This is a genomic window from Idiomarina aquatica (assembly GCF_004362895.1).
GTDB lineage: Bacteria > Pseudomonadota > Gammaproteobacteria > Enterobacterales > Alteromonadaceae > Idiomarina.
Window position 1 is genome coordinate 16,186 of sequence record NZ_SNXI01000010.1, and the last position, 20,942, is coordinate 37,127.

23 protein-coding genes and 1 riboswitch are annotated in these 20,942 nt (G+C 48.9%); of the genes, 12 read left to right on the forward strand and 11 right to left on the reverse strand.

Annotation, left to right across the window (positions count from 1 at the left end; translation table 11 throughout):
• Nucleotide 1: 1 nt before the first annotated feature.
• From DEU29_RS08410 to moaA, 5 genes are all read right to left on the reverse strand, one after another.
• Nucleotides 2–250, reverse strand: coding sequence for a MoaD/ThiS family protein (locus DEU29_RS08410; RefSeq protein ID WP_133539922.1), 249 nt, complete (start codon nucleotides 248–250; stop codon nucleotides 2–4).
• 12 nt (nucleotides 251–262) lie between these two features.
• Complete coding sequence (gene moaC / locus DEU29_RS08415) at nucleotides 263–757, reverse strand: cyclic pyranopterin monophosphate synthase MoaC (protein ID WP_133539923.1); 495 nt, start codon at nucleotides 755–757, stop codon at nucleotides 263–265.
• Nucleotides 758–769: 12 nt separating this feature from the next.
• Nucleotides 770–1,276, reverse strand: a complete 507-nt coding sequence (locus DEU29_RS08420) for a molybdenum cofactor synthesis domain-containing protein (protein WP_133539924.1) — start codon at nucleotides 1,274–1,276, stop codon at nucleotides 770–772.
• Nucleotides 1,273–1,857 carry a molybdenum cofactor guanylyltransferase gene (gene mobA / locus DEU29_RS08425; protein WP_133539925.1) on the reverse strand — a complete coding sequence of 195 codons (585 nt, stop codon included), beginning with the start codon at nucleotides 1,855–1,857 and terminating at the stop codon, nucleotides 1,273–1,275. The genes DEU29_RS08420 and mobA overlap by 4 nt, the downstream gene beginning before the upstream one ends.
• A gap of 4 nt (nucleotides 1,858–1,861) precedes the next feature.
• Entirely contained in the window at nucleotides 1,862–2,839 is a 978-nt protein-coding gene (moaA, locus tag DEU29_RS08430; RefSeq protein ID WP_133539926.1) for a GTP 3',8-cyclase MoaA, read from the reverse strand.
• Nucleotides 2,828–2,980, reverse strand: a riboswitch (molybdenum cofactor riboswitch). Its footprint overlaps the gene before it by 12 nt.
• A 169-nt stretch (nucleotides 2,981–3,149) precedes the next feature.
• Between moaA and yegQ the strand changes: the two genes are divergently transcribed.
• Genes yegQ through DEU29_RS08460 form a run of 6 tightly spaced genes read left to right on the forward strand, consistent with a single transcriptional unit; the run spans nucleotide 3,150 to nucleotide 9,817 of the window.
• Nucleotides 3,150–4,433 (forward strand): tRNA 5-hydroxyuridine modification protein YegQ, encoded by a 1,284-nt coding sequence (gene yegQ, locus DEU29_RS08435; RefSeq protein ID WP_208107620.1) that lies wholly within the window; start codon nucleotides 3,150–3,152, stop codon nucleotides 4,431–4,433.
• 10 nt (nucleotides 4,434–4,443) lie between these two features.
• Nucleotides 4,444–4,635 (forward strand): 4Fe-4S binding protein, encoded by a 192-nt coding sequence (locus DEU29_RS08440; RefSeq protein ID WP_133539928.1) that lies wholly within the window; start codon nucleotides 4,444–4,446, stop codon nucleotides 4,633–4,635.
• Between the two features lie 26 nt (nucleotides 4,636–4,661).
• Nucleotides 4,662–5,387, forward strand: coding sequence for a helix-turn-helix domain-containing protein (locus DEU29_RS08445; protein ID WP_243734522.1), 726 nt, complete (start codon nucleotides 4,662–4,664; stop codon nucleotides 5,385–5,387).
• A gap of 35 nt (nucleotides 5,388–5,422) precedes the next feature.
• Nucleotides 5,423–6,595: an acyl-CoA dehydrogenase gene (locus DEU29_RS08450; RefSeq protein WP_133539929.1), complete on the forward strand. Its 1,173-nt coding sequence runs from the start codon at nucleotides 5,423–5,425 to the stop codon at nucleotides 6,593–6,595.
• 22 nt (nucleotides 6,596–6,617) lie between these two features.
• Entirely contained in the window at nucleotides 6,618–8,813 is a 2,196-nt protein-coding gene (locus DEU29_RS08455; RefSeq protein WP_243734523.1) for a thiamine pyrophosphate-dependent enzyme, read from the forward strand.
• Nucleotides 8,810–9,817: a malonyl CoA-ACP transacylase gene (locus tag DEU29_RS08460; protein WP_133539930.1), complete on the forward strand. Its 1,008-nt coding sequence runs from the start codon at nucleotides 8,810–8,812 to the stop codon at nucleotides 9,815–9,817. Before DEU29_RS08455 ends, DEU29_RS08460 begins: the two co-directional genes overlap by 4 nt.
• Here the strand turns inward: DEU29_RS08460 and deoD are convergent.
• Nucleotides 9,814–10,530 (reverse strand): purine-nucleoside phosphorylase, encoded by a 717-nt coding sequence (deoD, locus tag DEU29_RS08465; protein ID WP_133539931.1) that lies wholly within the window; start codon nucleotides 10,528–10,530, stop codon nucleotides 9,814–9,816. The genes DEU29_RS08460 and deoD overlap by 4 nt on opposite strands.
• A gap of 143 nt (nucleotides 10,531–10,673) precedes the next feature.
• Between deoD and DEU29_RS08470 the strand changes: the two genes are divergently transcribed.
• The 4 genes from DEU29_RS08470 to DEU29_RS08485 all read left to right on the forward strand — a co-directional run bounded on the left by DEU29_RS08470 (nucleotide 10,674) and on the right by DEU29_RS08485 (nucleotide 14,616).
• The gene (locus tag DEU29_RS08470; protein WP_133539932.1) at nucleotides 10,674–10,883 is read left to right on the forward strand and encodes a YgaP family membrane protein; all 210 of its coding nucleotides are present in this window, start codon (nucleotides 10,674–10,676) and stop codon (nucleotides 10,881–10,883) included.
• A gap of 95 nt (nucleotides 10,884–10,978) precedes the next feature.
• Complete coding sequence (locus tag DEU29_RS08475) at nucleotides 10,979–13,000, forward strand: TonB-dependent copper receptor (RefSeq protein WP_133539933.1); 2,022 nt, start codon at nucleotides 10,979–10,981, stop codon at nucleotides 12,998–13,000.
• An 18-nt stretch (nucleotides 13,001–13,018) separates the two neighbouring features.
• The gene (locus DEU29_RS08480; protein WP_133539934.1) at nucleotides 13,019–14,095 is read left to right on the forward strand and encodes a GHKL domain-containing protein; all 1,077 of its coding nucleotides are present in this window, start codon (nucleotides 13,019–13,021) and stop codon (nucleotides 14,093–14,095) included.
• A 5-nt stretch (nucleotides 14,096–14,100) separates the two neighbouring features.
• On the forward strand, nucleotides 14,101–14,616 hold the full coding sequence (locus tag DEU29_RS08485; RefSeq protein WP_133539935.1) for a response regulator transcription factor: 516 nt from the start codon (nucleotides 14,101–14,103) through the stop codon (nucleotides 14,614–14,616).
• A 64-nt stretch (nucleotides 14,617–14,680) separates the two neighbouring features.
• Here DEU29_RS08485 and DEU29_RS08490 read toward each other — a convergent pair whose 3' ends face one another.
• From DEU29_RS08490 to DEU29_RS08510, 5 genes are all read right to left on the reverse strand, one after another.
• Entirely contained in the window at nucleotides 14,681–15,379 is a 699-nt protein-coding gene (locus DEU29_RS08490; protein ID WP_133539936.1) for an OmpW/AlkL family protein, read from the reverse strand.
• An 83-nt stretch (nucleotides 15,380–15,462) separates the two neighbouring features.
• Nucleotides 15,463–16,179: a YebC/PmpR family DNA-binding transcriptional regulator gene (locus DEU29_RS08495; protein ID WP_133539937.1), complete on the reverse strand. Its 717-nt coding sequence runs from the start codon at nucleotides 16,177–16,179 to the stop codon at nucleotides 15,463–15,465.
• A gap of 76 nt (nucleotides 16,180–16,255) precedes the next feature.
• The gene (locus DEU29_RS08500; protein WP_133539938.1) at nucleotides 16,256–17,923 is read right to left on the reverse strand and encodes a GGDEF domain-containing protein; all 1,668 of its coding nucleotides are present in this window, start codon (nucleotides 17,921–17,923) and stop codon (nucleotides 16,256–16,258) included.
• Between the two features lie 54 nt (nucleotides 17,924–17,977).
• On the reverse strand, nucleotides 17,978–18,409 hold the full coding sequence (gene trxC, locus DEU29_RS08505) for a thioredoxin TrxC (protein WP_133539939.1): 432 nt from the start codon (nucleotides 18,407–18,409) through the stop codon (nucleotides 17,978–17,980).
• Nucleotides 18,406–18,600 carry a YgaP family membrane protein gene (locus DEU29_RS08510; RefSeq protein ID WP_243734524.1) on the reverse strand — a complete coding sequence of 65 codons (195 nt, stop codon included), beginning with the start codon at nucleotides 18,598–18,600 and terminating at the stop codon, nucleotides 18,406–18,408. The genes trxC and DEU29_RS08510 overlap by 4 nt, the downstream gene beginning before the upstream one ends.
• 92 nt (nucleotides 18,601–18,692) lie before the next feature.
• On the opposite strand from DEU29_RS08510, the gene DEU29_RS08515 reads away from it, so the two are divergent.
• Nucleotides 18,693–19,343, forward strand: a complete 651-nt coding sequence (locus tag DEU29_RS08515; RefSeq protein ID WP_133539940.1) for a cupin domain-containing protein — start codon at nucleotides 18,693–18,695, stop codon at nucleotides 19,341–19,343.
• 160 nt (nucleotides 19,344–19,503) lie between these two features.
• Nucleotides 19,504–20,940, forward strand: a complete 1,437-nt coding sequence (sufB, locus tag DEU29_RS08520; protein ID WP_133539941.1) for a Fe-S cluster assembly protein SufB — start codon at nucleotides 19,504–19,506, stop codon at nucleotides 20,938–20,940.
• The last annotated feature ends 2 nt before the right edge of the window (nucleotides 20,941–20,942 follow it).

A 20,942-nucleotide genomic window follows, 5' to 3' on the forward strand; every position in this document is an offset into this window, starting at 1 on the left:
CTTAGCCCCCTGTTACTGGCGGGAATAGCGCCAGCTCATCGCCATTACGGACGGTTGCGGCAGGATCGGCGAACTCATGATTGATCGCACACAGCAAATCATAACGCGAAAGCTCTTTATGCCACTTTTCTGAACGCTGCTTAAGCTGTTCCAGTAATTCACTTACCGGTGTTGATTCAGTAACATCTAACTGGATTTCGTCCGTCGCTAAACGCTCGCGTAGCACGGCAAAAAATTTAATCGTCAACATATTCTAGACCTCTTACACGTCACCTTGTTGCTCACTAAAGCGCCAGTGACCTCGCTTGCCGCCCTGCTTTTCGACAAGGTGTGTATTAGTAATCACCATGGCCGGGTCAACGGCTTTACACATGTCGTATAGCGTTAACGAAGCAACCGATGCCGCAGTCAGGGCTTCCATTTCAACCCCAGTATTGCCGTTGACTTTGCACTCTGTCAGCACCTTAATAGCGCCTGCGTTCTCGTCAATATCAAAGCTGACACTGACGCGTGTTAATGCCAAAGGGTGACACAACGGAATTAAATCGCTGCAACGTTTGGCGGCCATGATTCCTGCAATGCGGGCTGTCGCCAGAACATCACCTTTTTTGTCTGCGGCTTTTTTTAACAACGCCACCACATCGCCTCGGGTGATTAAGGTACTGGTTGCCAACGCCACACGTTGTGTTTGTTGCTTGTCACCCACGTCAACCATGTGCGCCGAGCCGTCTTCGGTTAAATGTGTAAATTCACTCATTTTATCTCTCGTTTAAACTAAATGACCGACGAAGTTGCAAGGACCTTGTCGAGCATCCATCTGTGGTTTCAATAGTTTTTCCCACGCTAGCATGGCAGCTCCGCCGGAACCCGGCACGCAGGCGACTAAGGTTTTATTGGTAATGCCGGCAAAGGCCCGTGACTGTAGTGATGAAGAGCCGATATCCTGATATGACAACTGACGAAATAGCTCGCCAAAGCCATCTATTCGCTGCTCTAACAATGGCGCTATTGCTGCTTGCGTCACATTGTCCAGCGCAAACCCGGTGCCACCGTTGGTTAAAATCACCTGTACTTCGTCATCGGCAATTAGGCTACATACTGCGGCCCTAATGAGATGTTTATTGTGTTCACATACCTTGCGGTAAACGACTTCATGGCCCTCGGCCTCAACAGCCTGCTGCAATTTGGCACCGGTCGTATCGTTGCTTTGGTCGCGTTTATCTGAAAATGTCAGTAGCGCAACATTCAATGGCTTAAACTGTTTTGCTGAGCTCATACCTGCTCCTCCTTTAATGCGTCATGCCATTGCGCCGGGGTATTGGTATTGACCAGTTGTTCAACCTTGTCGGTTTTTATTGGCTTGGCATCGAAGCTTTGCAAAAGACGTTTTATCGATCGATCACCATCATGATCGACCAGACAATTCTCGATATAGCGAAGCAAATCCGGCGTTAAACTTAAAACACACGGCAACGCGCAGTGTTGATAATAAACGGGGTTGTCGCTATCAACATCGAGTAACCGTTTTAAAGCGCATACGGTTAGTTTTGGCATATCAACGGGAGTGACTAAAACTCGTAACGGCTTGCTCGAAATGGGGTGTTGATACAGCAAGGTTTGTAAGCCTGCATGAAGGCCACCCAAAGGTCCGCGCTCCTGATAAATATCTGAGACTCCGCCGACATTCTGGCCGCTCACCACGATGGGGTTACAGCCCGCTTCGCTCAATAGGCGCTGCCCCCGCTGCAGCAAGGTTTCACCTTTGAGCTTCAACAACGCTTTATCACGACCCATGCGACTCGACTTGCCGCCCGCTAAAATAATGCCGGCAGGCTCTAAGGCTACTTGTGATGGCACGGTTTCAGCCTCCAATCATTGCCAGGTGGCGTGTCGCTCCGCTGTTTTCATCGTGCAATCCATGCGTGGCTTTTTTTAACATTACATTGTGCTGCAAGGCATTCATCAACGGTTCAGGGTCGTCAGTCTGAAGGTACTGACGAATATCTTGATGTTGTTCAGTAAACAGGCACAAGAAAAGCTGCCCTAAACTGGATACCCGCAGGCGGTTACAATCGTCACAGAAATCTCGACTGTAAGGCATGATGAGGCCCATCTGACCAGCGTAGTCGGGATGCTTAAATTCCTGAGCAGGGCCATCGTTATGACTTTTCAAGCGTTGAACCCAGCCCTCATTAAGCAGCTGCTGCTTAATTTCCTGCCCGCTGACATGATGTTTTTTATAGTAATCGACATTATCGGATGTACGCATTAACTCGATAAACCGAAGCGCCACATTGCGGTCTTTGATAAAGTCCAAAAACTGTGGCAGCTCACCGCCGTTGTATTGTTTCAATAAGACGGTGTTGACTTTTACCTTGGCGAAATCCATTGCCACAGCCTCGTCAATGCCCTCGATAATTTGCGGTAATTTATTTTGCCCGGTAATCAAATGAAAAGTTGACGGGTCGAGACTATCAATACTGACGTTAATCGCATCCAGGCCAGCATCGCGCCACGCCGGCAAATCACGTTGCAAACGGTAACCGTTAGTTGTGATTGCCACCTTTTCGATACCCGGCACCTCTTTACAGGTTGCAATAATATCCGTCAGGTCTTTGCGTAAACAAGGTTCACCACCGGTTAGGCGAATTTTGGTGGTGCCTAATTCAGCAAAGGCGGTAACTAACCGACGTATCTCAGATAGCGTTATTTCGTGTTTGCGTGAGCTGCAATCGGGACCATTAGGCAGACAGTAGTCACAGCGGAAGTTGCAACTTTCGGTTAGCGAAAGACGCAAATAGGTAAAACGGCGCTTAAAGCGATCCTGCAGTTGTGTCATAAGTCACCTTTCCAATGTCGGGAGGTGTCACCGTTTCCAGCTCCACCCGGTGGGCTCAAGGTTAAGAGCACCACGGCACACGGTTCATGTCAGCGGCTATACCACTAAGTTAGAGCCCGTCGCTCGGCGAATGTGATGACAAGCTTACGCAGTGCAAGCGTTTTACGAAATTCCCTTGAATGGGGGGATTAATTACCACTTTGGGGGTAGCCTAGTTAGCGAAGTTTTGATCCCCATCAAGTTTTTGCTACCACTACTCTGCTAATCTCAGCGCAAATTTTCCACAATCCTGATCTAGGTCAAGCTGTCCATGGTCAATAAACCAGAATTACTCTGCCCTGCCGGCAACCCTAACGCGATGAAAATAGCCTTTGCCTACGGCGCCGATGCGGTTTACGCAGGCGAACCGCGTTACAGCCTACGAGTACGCAACAATAGCTTTACGTTACAGAATATGGGTGAGGCAATTGCTTATGCTCACAGCCACAACAAACGCTTTTACGTGGTCGTAAACATTGCCCCTCATAATGCTAAGCTCACTCACTTTGTTGAGCATATGGCGCAGATAGTAGCTTTAAAGCCGGATGCTCTGATCGTATCCGACCCCGGCGTTATCATGCTGTTGCGCCAGCACTTCCCGGAACAGGCGCTACATCTCTCTGTGCAAGCTAATACCATTAACTGGGCCGCATTAAAGTTCTGGCAACAACAAGGTATCGAGCGTGTTATTTTGTCGCGCGAACTTTCGTTAAAAGAAATTAAAGAAATGCGCCAACAGGTACCCGATTTAGAGCTCGAGGTATTCGTGCATGGCGCCCTATGCATGGCCTATTCCGGCCGCTGTTTGCTATCGGGCTATATGAACAAGCGCGACCCCAACCAAGGCGCCTGTACTAATGCCTGCCGTTGGGGGTATCAGGTTCACGAGGCCAAAGAAGACGCGGTGGGCCAATATGTACCCACCAATCACCCCGATCCGGTGTTATTGGGTGACCCCAAACAACCTGACGACCTGATGTTACTGGATGAAGATTTACATGGCAGTTACATCATGAACTCTAAAGATTTAAGAGCCATTGACCTGGTTCCTGATCTTGTCAGTATCGGCGTGCATTCGCTTAAGATCGAAGGACGTACTAAATCCGATTATTATGTCGCCCGCACCGCGCAAGTCTATCGCCGCGCTATCGACGATGCGGCAGCCGGCAAACCTTTTGACCCGCAATTGTTAGATGACCTGAACGGCATGGCGAACCGTGGCTTTACACATGGTTTTTTACAGCGCCACTCACCACAAGATCTACAAAATTATCAACGCTCGCATAGCGAAGGTGAGCAACTATTAATCGGTCAGTTTATCGAGCAAGTGGGCAGTAACCGTTATCTAATTGACGTAAAAAATGGTTTTAACGTCGGCGATACCGTGCTGTTGATGTCACCATCCGGTAATCAAAGTTTTAATTTAGAAACCCTTGAAAACGAGCACGGCGAAGCGATTATTCGCGCCCCTGGCTCGGGTTACAGAGTAATTGTACAGACAACTTTACCCTTAGCCGAACGAGATATCCCTTATAGCCTATTGGTTAAACAGTGAGCAAATCGATATGATAGTGATTAACGAAGATTGTATTAACTGTGATATGTGCGTGCCCGAGTGTCCGGTAGAGGCAATCGACATGGGAGCAGAGCATTACGAAATCAATCAAGCACTTTGTGTCGAATGCGAAGGCTATTACGATCAACCGAGCTGTTATGCCGTCTGCCCTGTTAATGCTGTTGATATTACGCAAGACTAACGCATTCAGTAATGAAGGTAACTCACATGCAACACGCAGCAAAATCACAACCCGAGGTGGCCATGCGCAATCCTATTCAGTGTAATCAATGCAGTATGCAATCCATTTGCGTACCCGCCGGCCTAGTTTCTAGCGACGTTGAGTTGCTCGACAAAAGTAGTCGCGAGCCCCATGTCTACAATAAACGAGCGATGGTTTATAGCCCCGATCAACCGATGCACTCTTTATTTGCCATTAAATCAGGGTCGGTCAAATGCTATACCATCGACAGTGAAGGCAAACAGCAGATTACCAGCTTCCATTTAGCCGGCGACATCATAGGCATGGAGTCAATCGCTAAAGGCGCTGCAGTAACCTATTGTGAAGCACTAGAAACGTCGATGCTGTGTGAAATAAAGCTTAGCCGCCTGTTCGCGCAAAACTTCAACGGTGTCGATAAGAATTTATTGCAATTACTCAGTAAGCGTATCGGTCAGCGTAATGTGCATTACCTTAACGTCGTCAACACTACCGCTGAACAACGCGTCGCCTCGTTTTTAATGGCGATGGGCGATCATTTGCACGAGCACGGGTTCTCGCGACAAGAATTTCGTTTACCCATGACGCGTACCGATATTGCCAATTACTTGGGTTTAGCGGTAGAAACTGTCAGTCGCATTTTCACCTCCTTTAAAAACCAGGGGTTAATCGCGACACAACAGTCTATATTGACCATTAAGAATTTACAGGAACTGCAAAAAATAGCGGCCTAACAACTCATAACAACTCATAACAACGGAGGCATTCTATGTCACAGCCGGCATTTAACTGGGAAGATCCTTTAAATATGACTTCGCTACTAAGCGAGGAAGAGCGTATGGTGCACGAAAGTGCGCGTCAGTACGCACAAGAAAAGTTAATGCCGCGCGTGTTACAAGCCAACCGCGAAGAAATTTTTCACCGTGAAATCATGAATGAATTGGGTGAAATGGGATTACTTGGCTCGACACTCCCTGAAGAATACGGCGGCGCCGGTGTTAATCATGTTTGTTATGGCCTGATTGCACGCGAAATCGAACGTGTCGACAGTGGCTACCGTAGTGCGATGAGTGTGCAGTCATCATTGGTGATGCACCCGATTTATACCTTTGGCACCGAAGCACAACGCAAAAAGTATTTGCCTAAATTGGCATCGGGCGAATGGGTTGGCTGTTTTGGCTTGACCGAACCTGACGCCGGCTCAGATCCCGCCAGTATGCGCACAGTGGCCAAAAAAACCGACAATGGTTATGTATTAAGCGGCAGTAAAATGTGGATTACTAACTCACCCATTGCCGACGTGTTTGTGGTGTGGGCAAAACTCGATGGCGAAATCCGCGGTTTTGTGCTGGAAAAAGACATGCCGGGTCTGAGCGCACCCAAAATTGATGGCAAATTCTCACTACGTGCATCGATCACCGGCGAAATTGTCATGGATGGCGTCGAAGTACCCGAAGAAAATATCTTCCCTGAAGTTAAAGGCCTGAAAGGTCCATTCAGCTGCCTTAACAAGGCCCGTTATGGTATTGCCTGGGGCTCCATGGGTGCAGCAGAATTCTGCTGGCATGCCGCGCGTAAGTACACCTTAGATCGCGAACAATTCGGTCGCCCGCTAGCGGCTAATCAGCTGATTCAGAAAAAACTCGCCGACATGCAAACCGAAATCAGTATGGGCTTGTTGGCCGCGCTTCAAGCCGGACGTGAACTCGACAATGGTAGCCTAAACCCTGCGGCTATTTCGCTGATTAAACGTAATAACTGTGGCAAGGCGCTAGACATCGCGCGCACCGCTCGAGATATGCACGGTGGTAATGGTATCGCTGACGAGTATCACGTTATCCGTCACGTGATGAATCTGGAAGCCGTCAATACCTACGAAGGCACTCACGACGTTCATGCCTTAATTTTAGGACGCGCGCAGACAGGTATTGCTGCGTTTTAATTGCTGACAAGGAGTCGTCATCATGATGCGAACCGATTTTGAAGGTTGGCAGGCAGACTTTATTCAGCGTTTGGCCGTAGCTGATTTACCTGCAGCCGAGGTATCAGAACCCTCAGTATCCAATGCCATGCTCAGTGAGTGGTATAACAGCCAACTGACCAGCCGCTTTGCCGACTTAGAGTCCCGGCGACTGCAAAAGCAGGGTCTGAGTTTTTATACCATAGGCAGCGCCGGCCACGAGGCTAATGCTTGTGTTGCTGCGGCCTTACGCGTAACCGACCCGGCGTTTCTGCACTACCGCAGCGGCGCCTTTTTTTTACAACGCGCGAAGCAACAGCCCGGCTGCCATGCACTCTATGACCTGATGTTGTCCTTTTGCGCCTCAGCCGACGATCCCATTTCTGGCGGTCGTCACAAAGTACTGGGTAGTCTCGAACTCAACATTCCGCCGCAAACATCAACCATAGCCTCTCACTTGCCCAAAGCCATGGGGGCAGCGCATGCCATCGCCATGAGTAAGCGCTTAAAGCTTAATGGCAATTGGCCACACGACAGTATTGTGCTGTGTAGTTTCGGCGATGCCTCAGCCAATCATTCAACGCTGTTAGGTGCGCTTAATGCCACCGCCTGGGCTGCCTATCAGGGGATTCCGATGCCGGTGCTGTATGTTTGCGAGGACAATGGCATCGGTATTTCGACCCGCTCTCCCAACGGTTGGATCGGTCAACGCTTACAGACTATCCACCCGTTAAAATACTTTTATGCAGACGGCCGCGATGCGCAACAGACTTACTTAGTCACTCAATCGGCACAGGCCTACATCCGCAAAACCGGTAAGCCAGCTATTTTGCATTTAAAAACCATTCGCTATTTTGGCCACGCGGGCGCCGATGCAGAGGTAGCTTATCGCGATAAAAAGAGTATCGCGGCTGACTTTGAAGAGGATATTTTGCTGCACACGGCGGCGCAACTCGTTGAAAGGGGAGTATTCGATGGTGCCAAGCTGGCACAACACGCAAAGGACACTAAAGCCCGCATTCAGCGCGTGGCTGCTGAAGCGGCTACTCGACCGCGCTTAAAAACGGCAACCGCCATCAAAGCATCGATTGTTCCGCAAGCTAAGACGCAGACTTTGCCTGCTCGTAGCGAACAGAGTATTGCAGCAGCGCTTTCTTTCGATAAACGTAATGCCGGGCAACCGCAACCGTTAGGCAAAATGCTGAACTGGGCTTTGCATGAGGCCATGCAGGATTATCCGAATACGCTGCTATTTGGCGAAGATGTCGGCAAAAAAGGCGGCGTTTACCACGTTACCCATGCGTTAAGAGACCGTTTTGGACCCAACCGGGTAATGAATACGGTGCTCGACGAACAAAGTATTTTAGGTTTAGCCATCGGTGCCGCACAACAGGGCTTCTTACCTATTCCGGAAATCCAGTTCCTCGCCTACGTGCATAACGCGGAAGACCAAATTCGAGGTGAGGCCGCGACACTACCGTTTTTCTCTAATGGCCAATACGATAACCCGATGGTTATTCGAATTGCCGGACTGGCCTACCAGAAGGGGTTTGGCGGACACTTCCACAACGACAACTCATTTGCCGTATTCCGCGATATCCCCGGCGTTATCGTGATGTGCCCCAGCAATGGCCGCGACGGCGCTCTACTCATGCGCCACGCCATTGAACTGGCGCAACGTGAACGTCGGGTGGTAATCATGTTAGAGCCCATTGCACTCTATATGACCCGCGATTTACTCACAGAAGCTGATAATGGCTGGGTCGGTGACTACCCTAACGCTGACCAACCGTTGCCTAAATTGGGTCAACCCAGTGTGTATGGCAACGGCAAAAAAGTGGGGGTAATCAGCTACGGTAATGGTTATTACTTAAGCCGCCAGGCGTGTGCCAGATTAAACGCAGAACAGCAAATTAAAGTCATTGATTTGCGCTACTTAGTGCCCCTGGATATGGATCAGATTATGCAGGCGATCGACGATTGTGAGCAGCTACTGATCGTTGACGAGTGCCGCCAGCGCGGTTCGCTCAGTGAAGAAATCATAACCTATCTGGCAGAGCATGACTCCCAACGCCGACCGGTACAGCGGATAACCGCAGACGACTGTTTTATTCCGTTGGGTTCCGCAGCGTATGACGTACTGCCCTCGGCAGCAGATATTGAATCCGCATTAACGGCAATGGGAGTGACCAAGCGATGAGTCAGCAAAAGCCAACCGCCATTGTTGTCTGCCCCGGCCGTGGCGGTTATAACAAACCTGAACTGGGCTCTATTAGCCGCAAGTATGGCAAACAAAAGCACTGGCTTGACGCTTGGGATGAGCGTCGTCATAGCCTGGGTGCAGCAACCGTTACCGAACTCGATCAAGCACAAAAGTTTGACTTTAAACGACACCTACACGCCGAAAACTCCGCCGCACTGATATACGCGGCCGGTTATCTCGATTATCAGGCGATCAAAGACGACTACGATATTGTCGCCGTTACGGGTAATTCGATGGGTTGGTATACCGCATTGAGCTGTGCCGGTGTTTGGGACCCCGTCAATGCCATGGATATCGTCACCGACATGGCCCGCAATACCGCCGATGCTCAGGGCGCCCAGCTTATTTTCCCGTTAACAGACGCGAACTGGAAACCGCAGCCTGAATTTCAAGCTGCCATTACAGAGATGCTCAATGAGTTACGTAACGAGCTCTTTGAATCCATTTATTATGGTGGCTATATCTTGTTGTCAGGCACCGAGCGTGCCATTAAACAAGTGGCCGGGAAGTTACCCAAGGTTGACGACAGGTTTCCGTTAATACTACCGGGGCATGCGGCTTTTCATTCGCCACTGATGCAACAGGCGAGTCAACGGGCGTTAGCCAATTGGTCAGTCGAACACTTTAACCAACCAGCGCTGCCGCTGATTGATGGGCGAGGTCATATTTGGCAGCGCCCTGCGGTTGATTTAAACGACCTGCGCGGCTACACCTTTAATCATCAAGTGGCACAAACCTATAATTTCACTCGCGCGCTTGAGGTTGCCGTGCGTGAGTTTGCGCCAGACAAGCTGTTGCTGTTAGGGCCTGGCAACAGTCTTGGCGGCGCCGTTGGGCAAACGCTGGCGATGATGAATTGGCGCAACATTCACGACAAACAGAGCTTCGTTCAACAGCAAGAGCGTGATGACGCTGCTGTCATCAGCCTGGGTTTAACTTAACCATCGCTATCTGTAGCGACTGCCAGCGCGAGCGTGATCATGGTATCAAAAGAGCGCTCGCGCTCATCACCTGACAGGTGCTGTTGTGTAATCAGGTCGTCAGAAACCGTTAAGATAGCCAGTGCCCGGGCACGGTGCCGTGCTGCCACGCTATAGAGCCCGGCAGCCTCCATTTCGACCGCGAGTATATGCAACCGGTTGAGCATGGCGGTTAACTTACGGTTCGGGTGATAAAAGCTATCGGTTGAAAATACGTTACCGACTTTTACCGTCTTCTTTTGTTGCTTCGCTACATCCACAGCTCCGCTCAATAAATCAAAGTCTGCAATGGCAGCATAGTCATAGCCGTTAAACTGATGCCGGTTGGCATTGGAGTCTGTCGATGCGCCAGCCGCCAATACAATATCATTTAGACCAATTTCGGGATCGGTTGAGCCGCACGAACCAACACGAATTAACCGCTTAACGCCGTAATCCTTAATTAATTCCTCGGCATAGAGCATACAACTTGGCATCCCCATTCCGGTACCCATTACTGATACCGGCCGTTGGTTATAAAAGCCCGAATAGCCCAACATATTGCGCGTGCTGGTTATGCATTCTGCACGCTGCAAATAGTTCTCAGCAATGAACTTTGCGCGCAGTGGATCGCCGGGCAATAAACAGGTTTCTGCAAATTGATCAGATTTTGCTTGAATATGTGGTGTCGTCATATATTATGCTTTTAACTTAATTGTTTTGATGCGATTCAATGTAACCGAATTAGCAGTATTGACGATTGACGCATATCAATCCAGTCGCTGTCATTAATTAGCGGACTGGACTATTTTGCAGTATCTCTATTGGAGTAATAAGCATGAGCGTAGAAAAAGCATTAATGGCCTTTGCCGGTTTTATGGTGATGCTGTCTGTTGCCCTGACCTATTGGGTTCATCCTAATTTTGTCTGGCTAACCGTATTTGTGGGCGCAAACTTGTTCCAACAATCTTTTACCGGTTTTTGCCCTGCCAGCATGGTCATGAAAAAAGTGTTTGGACTTAAGACTGAAAAAGAGCTGGCAAAATAACCGCAAAAATAGCTAAGTGCTACCTTTTGTCACATCCCCAAACGTAGCGGTTACACAGATAATAGGCACCTTATTTTTTAATAAAGGTGCCTGTAATGAAAAAGTCGGTTTGTTACATAGCTGTATTAAGTAGTTTTTCAGCCATTGCCCAAGACGCTAATGAATCGACTCAACAGCCTGAAGAACATATCACCATAATCGGTGACTCGATGTTGTCACCCAGTGTCTATGAATTAAACGCGAAGCAACCCAGGCAGCCCTTACCTGCACACGATGGCGGTGACTTTTTAAAGACCATTACAGGTTTTAGTGCGACGCGCAAAGGCGGCGCTTCATCAGATCCTATGTTCCGGGGAATGGGCGCTTCGCGGCTGACCATCGTTAATGACGGGCAAATGTTGCAGGGCGGATGCAGTAGCCGCATGGATCCGCCAACTGCCTATATCACGCCACAAAGTTACGATACTGTTCGCATTGTTAAAGGTCCGCAAAGCGTCCGCTATGCAGGCAGTGCCGCAACCATCGAGTTCGAACGCGATACTCTGCGCTATTCTGAACCCACTTTGGAGGGTTATGCCAACCTCACCGCGGCAAGCTTTGGGCGGTTAAATGGCACCGCCGAGCTCATTGGCGGTAATGCAACCGGCTATGTCAAAGCTAACCTTAGCGCAGCCACTGCAGATAATTACGAAGATGGCGATGGAACTGAAATCAACAGCCAGTACCAACGTTGGAGCGGTGACATCGATCTGGGCTGGACACCGTCGCTAAATCACTCATTTAAACTGAGCCTGGGCGCCAGCGATGGTGAAGCGGCCTACGCCGATCGCGCCATGGACGGTGCTAAGTTCGAGCGCACCAGCACCGCATTAACCTATGATTATGAGGGCGCCGGTACCTTCCAATCACTTACCGCCAACAGTTATTTCAATTATATCGATCACGTGATGGATAATTATTCCTTACGTAACTTTACGCCATCAATGATGATGCCAAATAAGACCGCGCGCAATCCTGACCGTTACTCGCGTGGCGCACGGATCGAGTCGACATGGCAGCTACACTCGCAACATACCACTGAGCTTGGTATCGAATATCATGATAACAAGCACCGAGATCGCATTAGCCGCAATCAAGAAATGAGCCCTTATCAATCGCTGCCACGCAAAGCCGATGCTGAAAGTTCCCAGTTTGGACTGTTCGCAGACCACAGTATGTCATTAACAGCCGACCAGCGGCTCATCACAGGAGTTCGTTTTGACCACTGGCAGCTGACTGATCGCCGCGAGAGTCTGGGTAACATGATGAATAGTCAGCCGAATCCAACACTAAACCAAACGCACTCCGATGATTTGTTTAGTGGCTTTATTCGTTATGAGCAGCAAACCGACTTGGGCACTTGGTATGCTGGCTTGGGCCAGGCAGAGCGCTTTCCGGACTATTGGGAAGCCATTGGCAACAATAAAACCTATCAGAACTCGCCCTCGGCACTTTATCTGCAACCCGAACAAAATCAACAGTTGGACTTAGGCTGGCAATACCAAAACGACGCCCTGCAATTAGAAACCTCAGTATTTTTCGGCAATATCGATGACTTTATTCTACTGGAACAAAGCTCAGGGATGATGCCCGATAGCGTCCGCAATATCGATGCAACCACCTGGGGTGGAGAGCTAACCAGTCGTTGGAATGTAACGACAGCCTGGAAACTTTCAGCCAGCTTTGCTTTTACCCGAGGTAGCAACGACACCGATAATCGCTATCTGCCACAACAATCGGCGGATGAACTGCGACTTGCCAGCGACTATACACATAACGACCTTACCTACTCACTGCTATGGCGGGTCGTTAAGCAGCAAGACAAGGTGGACATCGGGCGTGGCAACGTCATTGGTTATGACTTTGCCGAAACGCCAGGCTATGGCGTGCTGTCAGCTAACATGAACTGGCAACTCGATAAAAGCTGGAAGTTAGCCATAGGTGTCGATAACCTGTTAGATAAAACGTATGCTGAACACATTAGTAGCAGCGGAGCCACCATTGCAGGCTATGAACAGGTTGATCGCGTTAACGAACCCGGACGGGTCTTTTGGTTACAAAGTAACCTGTATTTTTAGGCGCCCCGGAGCATCTGAATGTTGACCCTCTTAGCAACGATATACGGCCGTGAAAATACCTTGTTATTAGTCTTGGCAATGTTGATTGATATCAGCATCGCCAACGTGGTTATTGCCTTTACTGGTGGTATCAGTAACCCCTTTTCGACGATCTTATTGCTATTTGTTGTGGTTGCCGTCTTGCTCCTTAACTGGTTACCCGCATTAATCATTTTAGTTGCTAGTATTTCAGGGCAAATCGCGCAACTGTGGGGGCATCAGTGGCTCAGTGTAGCTGACCACAGCGGCCATGCCATGGGGCCGGAGTTTACCGCCCACGCGCAGGGTATGGTCATTAGTTTTGTTATCGCAGCAATGATCATTTGGGTATCAAGCCTTTGGTTAAAGCAACGCTGGCAGCGCTCACAACAGGTTGCTCAAGCCCTGCGTGAACGCCAGCTGCGCGATGAACAGCTACTCACCATCGGTTCTGCGGCGGCACAACTAGCGCATGACTTAGCGACACCCATCCAAACCATGCAACTGTTGCATGAAGAGCTTATTGAGCAAGCCCCGTATGCTGACTGGCAAACTCTGGACACTGAGCTAACGAAAATCGGCCACTCACTCGCGCAATGGCGGCAAACTGCTGATGATGTTCGTAGCGGCCGTCGCCATCGCTTGAGTGTTGAACAGCTAAGTCAACAAATTCGGCAGTTATTGCGAGTTGTAAGCCCACAAACGCTTGCCCAGTGGCAGCTTGATAACGCAACGCTTAAACAGTCTCTGGTCTGTGATCGGACGTTAATACCTGCGATCGCTAATCTCATTATCAATGCACACGAAGCTTCACCAGAGCGCGAAATTGACGTGAAAATTACGACTAAAAATAACTTTTTATACTGGCACATAACAAATCAAACCCAGCACGTTGATTCGCTAGCCAATAACCTGGGTTTTAGCTTACAAAAAAGTGATAAAGGCAGTGGCGCAGGCGCAGTCATTAGCCATGCTACGATAGAGCGACATCATGGTCAGGTAAGCTGGAATTGGCACAACGGCATCGCTATAACCAAAATACGACTGCCGCTATCACCCGCTAACAATATAGGTTAAGCAGTATGAGTCTGTCGGTATTACTCATTGACGATGATAAAAGCTTTTGCCACGTCATGAGCCGTCGTCTTCAGTATCATGGTTTTAACGTTGATGTTAGTTTTGACAGCTTGTCTGCTTTGGAACAGCAGCCTGTCCACTATGACGTGATCTTGCTCGACATGATGATTGGCTCCGATAATGGCATAGAGCTTATTCAACCCCTGATTAAGCGGTATACGCCCGACCAACTGATTGTATTAACCGGTTATGCCAGTGTTGCAACCACGGTTGAGGCGATAAAACGCGGGGCTGATGACTATTTAGCTAAGCCGGTCAGCAGTCAGGATATTATTAAACGCTTAAATGGCGAGGCTCCAACCAACCTTGAACAAGCCCAGCCATTATCACCGGCTCAGGTAGAGTGGGAGTATATTCACCGGGTATTGCTGGAAAATCAGGGTAATATTTCTAAAACAGCACGAGAGTTGGGTATGCATCGACGCACACTGCAACGCAAACTCGCTAAAAAAGCGCCATAAAAAAGCCGCCATCAGAAAACCTGTGGCGGCGAGGGCATCTTCCCTAATTCAGGCCCCTAAAACGCTAGAACGAATAACGTAAACCAACCATTGCCACGTATGGGTCGATTTGTACGTCGACACTTTCTATCGTTGCACCATTCAGACGCACATCACCCGTGGTATCAATATCCATTTTGCTGACCATAACGTGCATCCCCCAGTCTTTGCTTAGACTGACGTTAACACCGGCTTGCAATGCAACACCCCAGCTGTTTTCTAAAGAAAGATCTACTGCGTCACTCGTTGTTGCAACACCGGTGCTGACTAATAGGTCTTTTACTGCCGGTGACACCTGGTCGTCAAAAAACGCTGTATAGTTAGCACCGACACCAACAAACGGCTTAAACATATCGCTGCCGATATCAAAGTGGTACTGGGCTAATAAGGTTGGCGGTAAATGTTTGGTATCACCGATTTTAACGCCCGCTAAAGCACCGGTACCGGTGATATCATGACTAAAGGGAGTCGCAGCGACCAACTCAATAACCCAGTGATTATCAAGCGCATAGTCGAATGTCAGGCCAAGTTGCGTATTGGTGTTAACGCCAACGCCGGTGCTGTCCGCATCCAAACCCGCAACGCTTTCAACAACGTTTAGTGAACCGCTGCTGTCGTCAGGCATAACACTGATTGCACCGATATTGACCGAAAAATCGTTAGCCTGTGCGGCGCCGCTTAACAACCCGAACAAAATACCAACAGACAAAACTGAACGCTTCATGGGTAACTCCTTTTGTAGAATACCCATGAAGTTTAAAAGGTTTTGCGTTAAATCAATTTGATCTGGATCAGTATTTTGACTGGCTAAACTTCAGCATTGTGATAAATGTTTTGCACGTCATCGCAGTCATTCAACATATCCATCAGGCGCTCGTACATTGGCATGTCGTCGTCGCTGATTGCTGTGGTTACGTGCGGAACAAACTGAATTTCGTCAGTATCAAAGTCGATATCAGCAAAAGCAGACGTTAATGCCTGATGTGCTGCAGCATATTCTGTGTGGGGAGCAAAAACGGTCACAACACCGTCTGCAAATTCTACGTCGGTAACATCGACGTCGGCTTCCATCAAGGCTTCCAGAACCTCGTCTTCGCTATCGTGTTTAAACGAGAAAATCGCACAATGCTCAAACGAGTGCATTACGCTACCCTGTTCGCCAATTTTACATTTGCTTTTAGTAAAGCAGTTGCGGACTTCACCAAAGGTGCGGTTTGGGTTATCTGTTAAGCATTCCACGATAACCATGCAATTACTCGGACCATAGCCCTCGTAACGGGCAGGTGAAAAATCCTCGCCCGCACCGCCTTGTGCCTTTTCAATGGCTTTATCGATAACATGCGAGGGCACTTGATCTTTTTTCGCCCGGTCAATCAGGCTGCGTAACGCCAGGTTAGCCTCTGGATCTGTTCCACCCTGCTTACCACAGACATAAATTTCACGGCCGTAACGGCTATAGACCTTACTTTTAGCGGCTGCCGTTTTGGCGATAGATTCTTTTCGGTTTTGGAATGCGCGACCCATAACGTGATTCTCTATTCTGTTATTTTTAACAAAGAACGTGAATTTTACACGGGCATCGCGCTAGGGTCTATGGAAATCAGTAGAGCGTTTTATCAGCCGTAATCACGCAGTTTCTACCCTTTTGTTTGCCAAGGTAAAGCGCTCTGTCCGCTATTTGCTGTAACTGCTCTTCTGAGTCAATATCTTCCGAAATAGCGACTAACCCCAGTGTCGCCGAGACTGAGACAGACGTGCCATTATCATCTATCGGGTTGGTTGCGATAGCCTCGCGGAGCTTCTCTGCCACCAGCTGACCTCCGCTTACATCCAGTCCCGGCAATAAAATGGCAAACTCCTCACCGCCAATGCGCGAAAAGATATCTTGTTGCCTGAGATTAGTGCCGACAACTTCAGCGGTTGCCTTCAGCACCTTATCACCCATCGCATGACCGTAAGTGTCATTTACCCTCTTAAAATGGTCGAGATCGAACATGATCAGACACAATGGCGTGTGATAGCGTTGATAGCGGTTGTACTCCCTTTGCAACGCCTGGTGGAAATAGCGACGATTGCCAATTTGAGTGAGTGGATCGATGACGGCTTGCTGTTGTAATTTTAATTCCAACTGTTTCTGCGTCGTAACATCCCGCACGGTACCAATTAGCGTGACACCGTCGGCTTGTAACTCGGCTAATTCATGCACCCAGATTAGCTCACCGGATTTTGTGAACATCCGATGCTGCACGTCATGAATACCAATTTGCTGCGCTTCTTGTTCACTCTTGCGAACAGCGGTTAAATCTTCCGGGTACACCAGGCTATTAAACAGTTCGACGGAGGGCTCAACTTCTCCACGCTCGAATCCCAGTATCTGAAATACCATATCCGACCAATACAAGGCGCCTGTTTCAAGGTTCGCCTCCCAATGTCCGGTACGCGCTATTTTTTGTGCAAGCTTCAGGTTTGCCTGACTTTTTTCCAGCTCCAACTCAAGCTTCTTGCGCTCAGTAATATCAATGATCATGCCATACCACAACACTGAGCCATCAATGCCGGATTGCGGGCGCGCATGCCCAAACACCCAACGAGGTGTACCTGTGTGTATGACCCTATACTCACATACCCAGTCTTGACCCTGCTGCGCCGACTGGTTAATTGTTCTGGCAACGCGTGGCAGATCTTCTGGGTGAATGGCTTCAAATACCAGCGCGGCATCCTCTTTAACGGCGTCGGGTGCGACGCCATAGATATGCCGTAGACCCTGGCTGGCAAAGGGGAAAGACGAGCTGCCATCGGGGCGTTGCTGGTATTGATAAACGACCCCCGGTAACAGATCAGCAAATGCCTCAAAGCGTTCGCTTAATTCTTTTAAGCCGCTGATATCAATATGTGTGCCCACAACCCATTCGGGTTTTCCCTCGGCCGTGCGGGACACCAATTTGCCGTAATCACGAACCCAGACCCAGCGGCCATCTTTGTGTCGCATGCGGGCTTCGCACTCGTAAAAGCTGCGCTTGCCATCGAAATGTTCAGTCAGCCGTTTATCAGACTCGCTTCCATCATCAGGATGGACGAACTTCAACCAGGTCTGGATATTAATCGGCTGCAGCTCATCCAGCGTGTACCCGATAATTTCCGCCCAGCGCTCGTTAAAGTGCGTTTCCCCAGTCTGCACGTTCCACTCCCATGTGCCAGCCTGAGTGGCCTCTAGCATCATCATCAAACGGTCACTAAGCGGTAAATTTTGGTATTTCCCGTAGGGCACTGAACTATCCTTACACTACTTTTTTACTAACTATGCCAAATAAAGAGAGTATTATCACGAAAATTTGGCGACCCATTGCTGCAATTGCGGTGTCGACATAACGCCGGCTTGCCGCGCCACTTCCTGGCCACTTTTTATCAGCATGGTTGTCGGGATACTGCGTACCGCATACTGTTGAGCTAGGTTGGGCTCTGTTTCTGTACTGATTTTTAAAAACTGCACGTCATAAGGCAATTGTTTTGCTGCTTGTTCGAAGTGCGGTCCATATTGCTGACAAGGCCCACACCAACTAGCCCAAAAATCGACCACTAATGGTAAGTCGGCACTTTGATGAGCACGAAACTCGTCGCTGTTCACCTTGATAACCCGACCACCGAACAGCGCCGCTTTGCAATGCCCACACACAGCATTTTCTTGCTTTCTTTCCCAAGCAACACGGTTCTTTTTGTGGCATGCGGGGCATGCCACAACCTTCTTCTCGCTCATTCTTTTGTTCCTGTCGATTTATCCGTTGTCATCCCGATAAGTTTATACAGCAGACAGAATTTGAATATGGCAGTACCTAACACTACTGCGCCCAGAATCCACCATAAGTTACCCGCTTGTAACGACCAAACGATAATAGCGATTCCTACAATCGCTCTTAAAATACGATCAATACCACCAACGTTTGCCATAATAGCCACCTTCTTAGTTGAGCCTAATGAACTAAATAGTCTGCCTTTTTCGTAAGCGTAGTACTGTTTTAATCAGATGAAAGATTAATATCATGCTAAATTTAGATTTTACTCAACGCGTTGTCATAAATACCGCTGAACAAGATTGGATTGATAGTCCCGCAGCAGGTGTCCGGCGCAAACAGCTCGAGCGCGAAGAAGCAGAACGCGGCCGTGCTACCAGTATTGTCGAATACAAGCCCGGCGCGTCATTCAAGACCCATCATCACCCTCTGGGTGAGGAAATTTTGGTACTTGAGGGTGTATTCTCTGATGAAAATGGAGACTATCCCGCTGGCACTTATCTACGCAACCCTCCCGGCAGTTCGCACGCTCCTTTCAGCGAAAAAGGCTGCAAATTACTGGTGAAACTTCACCAGTTTGATGCTGATGACCGCAACACTGTGCGTATTGATATCAACAACGCCGAGTGGCTAGCGGGACAGGGTGGACTGCAAGTCATGCCACTGCACAGCCACAATACAGAACACGTTGCACTGGTAAAATGGCCGGCCAATGAAGTTTTCAAACCTCACCGCCACATGGGCGGCGAAGAAATCATTGTACTACAGGGTGAGTTCTGCGATGAACACGGCCGGTATCCTCAGGGCACCTGGTTACGTAGTCCTCACATGAGTACCCATCATCCCTTTGTTGAGCACGAAACCATTATCTGGGTAAAAACCGGTCACCTACCCATTTAGAGTTAGCGGTTTCGCACCGGACGAAAGCGACTTTTAACGCACAACAGCGTATAATACGCGACCAATTGCCCGAGCATAGTCTACAAGCACCAGATAAAGTTGAGTGTTTTAGTCAGGTATTTTATAATATGGGCATTCGCAAGTTAGTAAGGTGGTCATCATGAGCGAACAAATTGATCAAGCGCTAGAGCGCAAATACGATGCTGGTTTTGTTTCTGAAATAGAATCAGAAACGTTCCCGCCGGGGTTGGACGAAGATGTTATCCGCCGTTTATCCGCAATGAAAGAAGAACCGGAGTGGATGACGGAGTGGCGTTTGCAGGCCTATCGGAAGTGGCTGAAGATGGAAGAACCCGAGTGGGCGCACGTTGATTACCCGAAGATTGACTATCAATCTATCTCGTATTATTCAGCGCCAAAAAGCATGAAAGATAAGCCTAAATCGCTCGATGAGGTCGATCCTGAACTGCTGCGCACCTACGAGAAGCTGGGCATTCCTCTGCATGAGCAGGAAATGCTAGCCGGCGTTGCCGTGGATGCGGTATTTGATTCAGTTTCTGTGGTCACCACCTTCCGCGAGAAGCTTGAAGAAGCAGGCGTTATTTTTTGCCCAATTTCCGAAGCGCTACACAAATACCCAGAGCTGGTTAAAAAGTATCTGGGTACTGTGGTGCCTAAAGGCGACAACTACTTTGCGGCATTGAACAGCGCTGTATTTACTGACGGCTCGTTTGTTTACATTCCAAAAGGCGTACGTTGCCCAATGGAATTGTCGACCTATTTCCGTATTAATGAACAGAATACCGGCCAGTTCGAGCGCACCTTAATCGTTGCCGAAGAAGGCAGTTACGTTAGCTATCTCGAAGGCTGTACCGCACCCCAACGTGACGAGAATCAGTTACACGCAGCGGTAGTCGAGTTAGTAGCGTTAGATGACGCCGAAATCAAATATTCGACCGTACAGAACTGGTATCCGGGTGACGAAAACGGCAAAGGCGGTATTTATAATTTCGTGACTAAACGCGGCCTGTGTGAAAAGAACGCGAAGATTTCCTGGACTCAGGTAGAAACAGGTTCTGCGGTAACCTGGAAGTATCCGAGCTGTATCCTTAAAGGTGACAATAGTGTCGGCGAGTTTTACTCAGTCGCTCTGACCCGTGGTAAACAGCAAGCTGATACGGGTACCAAAATGATTCACTTGGGCAAAAACACCAAGTCGACCATTATCTCCAAAGGTATTTCTGCCGGTTACAGCAACAACGCCTATCGTGGCTTAGTACGCATGGGACCGGGCGCCGAGGGAGCACGAAACTTTACCGAATGTGACTCGCTGTTAATTGGTGATAAGTGTGGTGCGCATACCTTCCCATATATCGAAAGCAGCAATCCAACGGCGATTGTTGAGCACGAGGCAACCACCTCAAAAGTCAGTGATGATCAGTTATTCTTATGCCAGCAACGAGGCCTTGACCCTGAAAAAGCAGTCTCAATGATTGTAAATGGCTTCTGTAAAGAAGTATTCCGCGAATTGCCAATGGAGTTTGCGGTAGAAGCCGGTAAGTTGCTCGAAATCAGTCTTGAAGGTTCAGTGGGGTAAAA

What these genes read in the sequence shown, in the direction of transcription:
- DEU29_RS08410 (WP_133539922.1), bottom strand. Translation starts at nt 250, where the DNA reads ATGTTGACGATTAAATTTTTTGCCGTGCTACGCGAGCGTTTAGCGACG.
- moaC (WP_133539923.1), bottom strand. Translation starts at nt 757, where the DNA reads ATGAGTGAATTTACACATTTAACCGAAGACGGCTCGGCGCACATGGTT.
- DEU29_RS08420 (WP_133539924.1), bottom strand. Translation starts at nt 1,276, where the DNA reads ATGAGCTCAGCAAAACAGTTTAAGCCATTGAATGTTGCGCTACTGACA.
- moaA (WP_133539926.1), bottom strand. Translation starts at nt 2,839, where the DNA reads ATGACACAACTGCAGGATCGCTTTAAGCGCCGTTTTACCTATTTGCGT.
- yegQ (WP_208107620.1), top strand. Translation starts at nt 3,150, where the DNA reads ATGGTCAATAAACCAGAATTACTCTGCCCTGCCGGCAACCCTAACGCG.
- DEU29_RS08440 (WP_133539928.1), top strand. Translation starts at nt 4,444, where the DNA reads ATGATAGTGATTAACGAAGATTGTATTAACTGTGATATGTGCGTGCCC.
- DEU29_RS08445 (WP_243734522.1), top strand. Translation starts at nt 4,662, where the DNA reads ATGCAACACGCAGCAAAATCACAACCCGAGGTGGCCATGCGCAATCCT.
- DEU29_RS08450 (WP_133539929.1), top strand. Translation starts at nt 5,423, where the DNA reads ATGTCACAGCCGGCATTTAACTGGGAAGATCCTTTAAATATGACTTCG.
- DEU29_RS08455 (WP_243734523.1), top strand. Translation starts at nt 6,618, where the DNA reads ATGATGCGAACCGATTTTGAAGGTTGGCAGGCAGACTTTATTCAGCGT.
- DEU29_RS08460 (WP_133539930.1), top strand. Translation starts at nt 8,810, where the DNA reads ATGAGTCAGCAAAAGCCAACCGCCATTGTTGTCTGCCCCGGCCGTGGC.
- deoD (WP_133539931.1), bottom strand. Translation starts at nt 10,530, where the DNA reads ATGACGACACCACATATTCAAGCAAAATCTGATCAATTTGCAGAAACC.
- DEU29_RS08470 (WP_133539932.1), top strand. Translation starts at nt 10,674, where the DNA reads ATGAGCGTAGAAAAAGCATTAATGGCCTTTGCCGGTTTTATGGTGATG.
- DEU29_RS08475 (WP_133539933.1), top strand. Translation starts at nt 10,979, where the DNA reads ATGAAAAAGTCGGTTTGTTACATAGCTGTATTAAGTAGTTTTTCAGCC.
- DEU29_RS08480 (WP_133539934.1), top strand. Translation starts at nt 13,019, where the DNA reads ATGTTGACCCTCTTAGCAACGATATACGGCCGTGAAAATACCTTGTTA.
- DEU29_RS08485 (WP_133539935.1), top strand. Translation starts at nt 14,101, where the DNA reads ATGAGTCTGTCGGTATTACTCATTGACGATGATAAAAGCTTTTGCCAC.
- DEU29_RS08490 (WP_133539936.1), bottom strand. Translation starts at nt 15,379, where the DNA reads ATGAAGCGTTCAGTTTTGTCTGTTGGTATTTTGTTCGGGTTGTTAAGC.
- DEU29_RS08495 (WP_133539937.1), bottom strand. Translation starts at nt 16,179, where the DNA reads ATGGGTCGCGCATTCCAAAACCGAAAAGAATCTATCGCCAAAACGGCA.
- trxC (WP_133539939.1), bottom strand. Translation starts at nt 18,409, where the DNA reads ATGAGCGAGAAGAAGGTTGTGGCATGCCCCGCATGCCACAAAAAGAAC.
- DEU29_RS08510 (WP_243734524.1), bottom strand. Translation starts at nt 18,600, where the DNA reads ATGGCAAACGTTGGTGGTATTGATCGTATTTTAAGAGCGATTGTAGGA.
- DEU29_RS08515 (WP_133539940.1), top strand. Translation starts at nt 18,693, where the DNA reads ATGCTAAATTTAGATTTTACTCAACGCGTTGTCATAAATACCGCTGAA.
- sufB (WP_133539941.1), top strand. Translation starts at nt 19,504, where the DNA reads ATGAGCGAACAAATTGATCAAGCGCTAGAGCGCAAATACGATGCTGGT.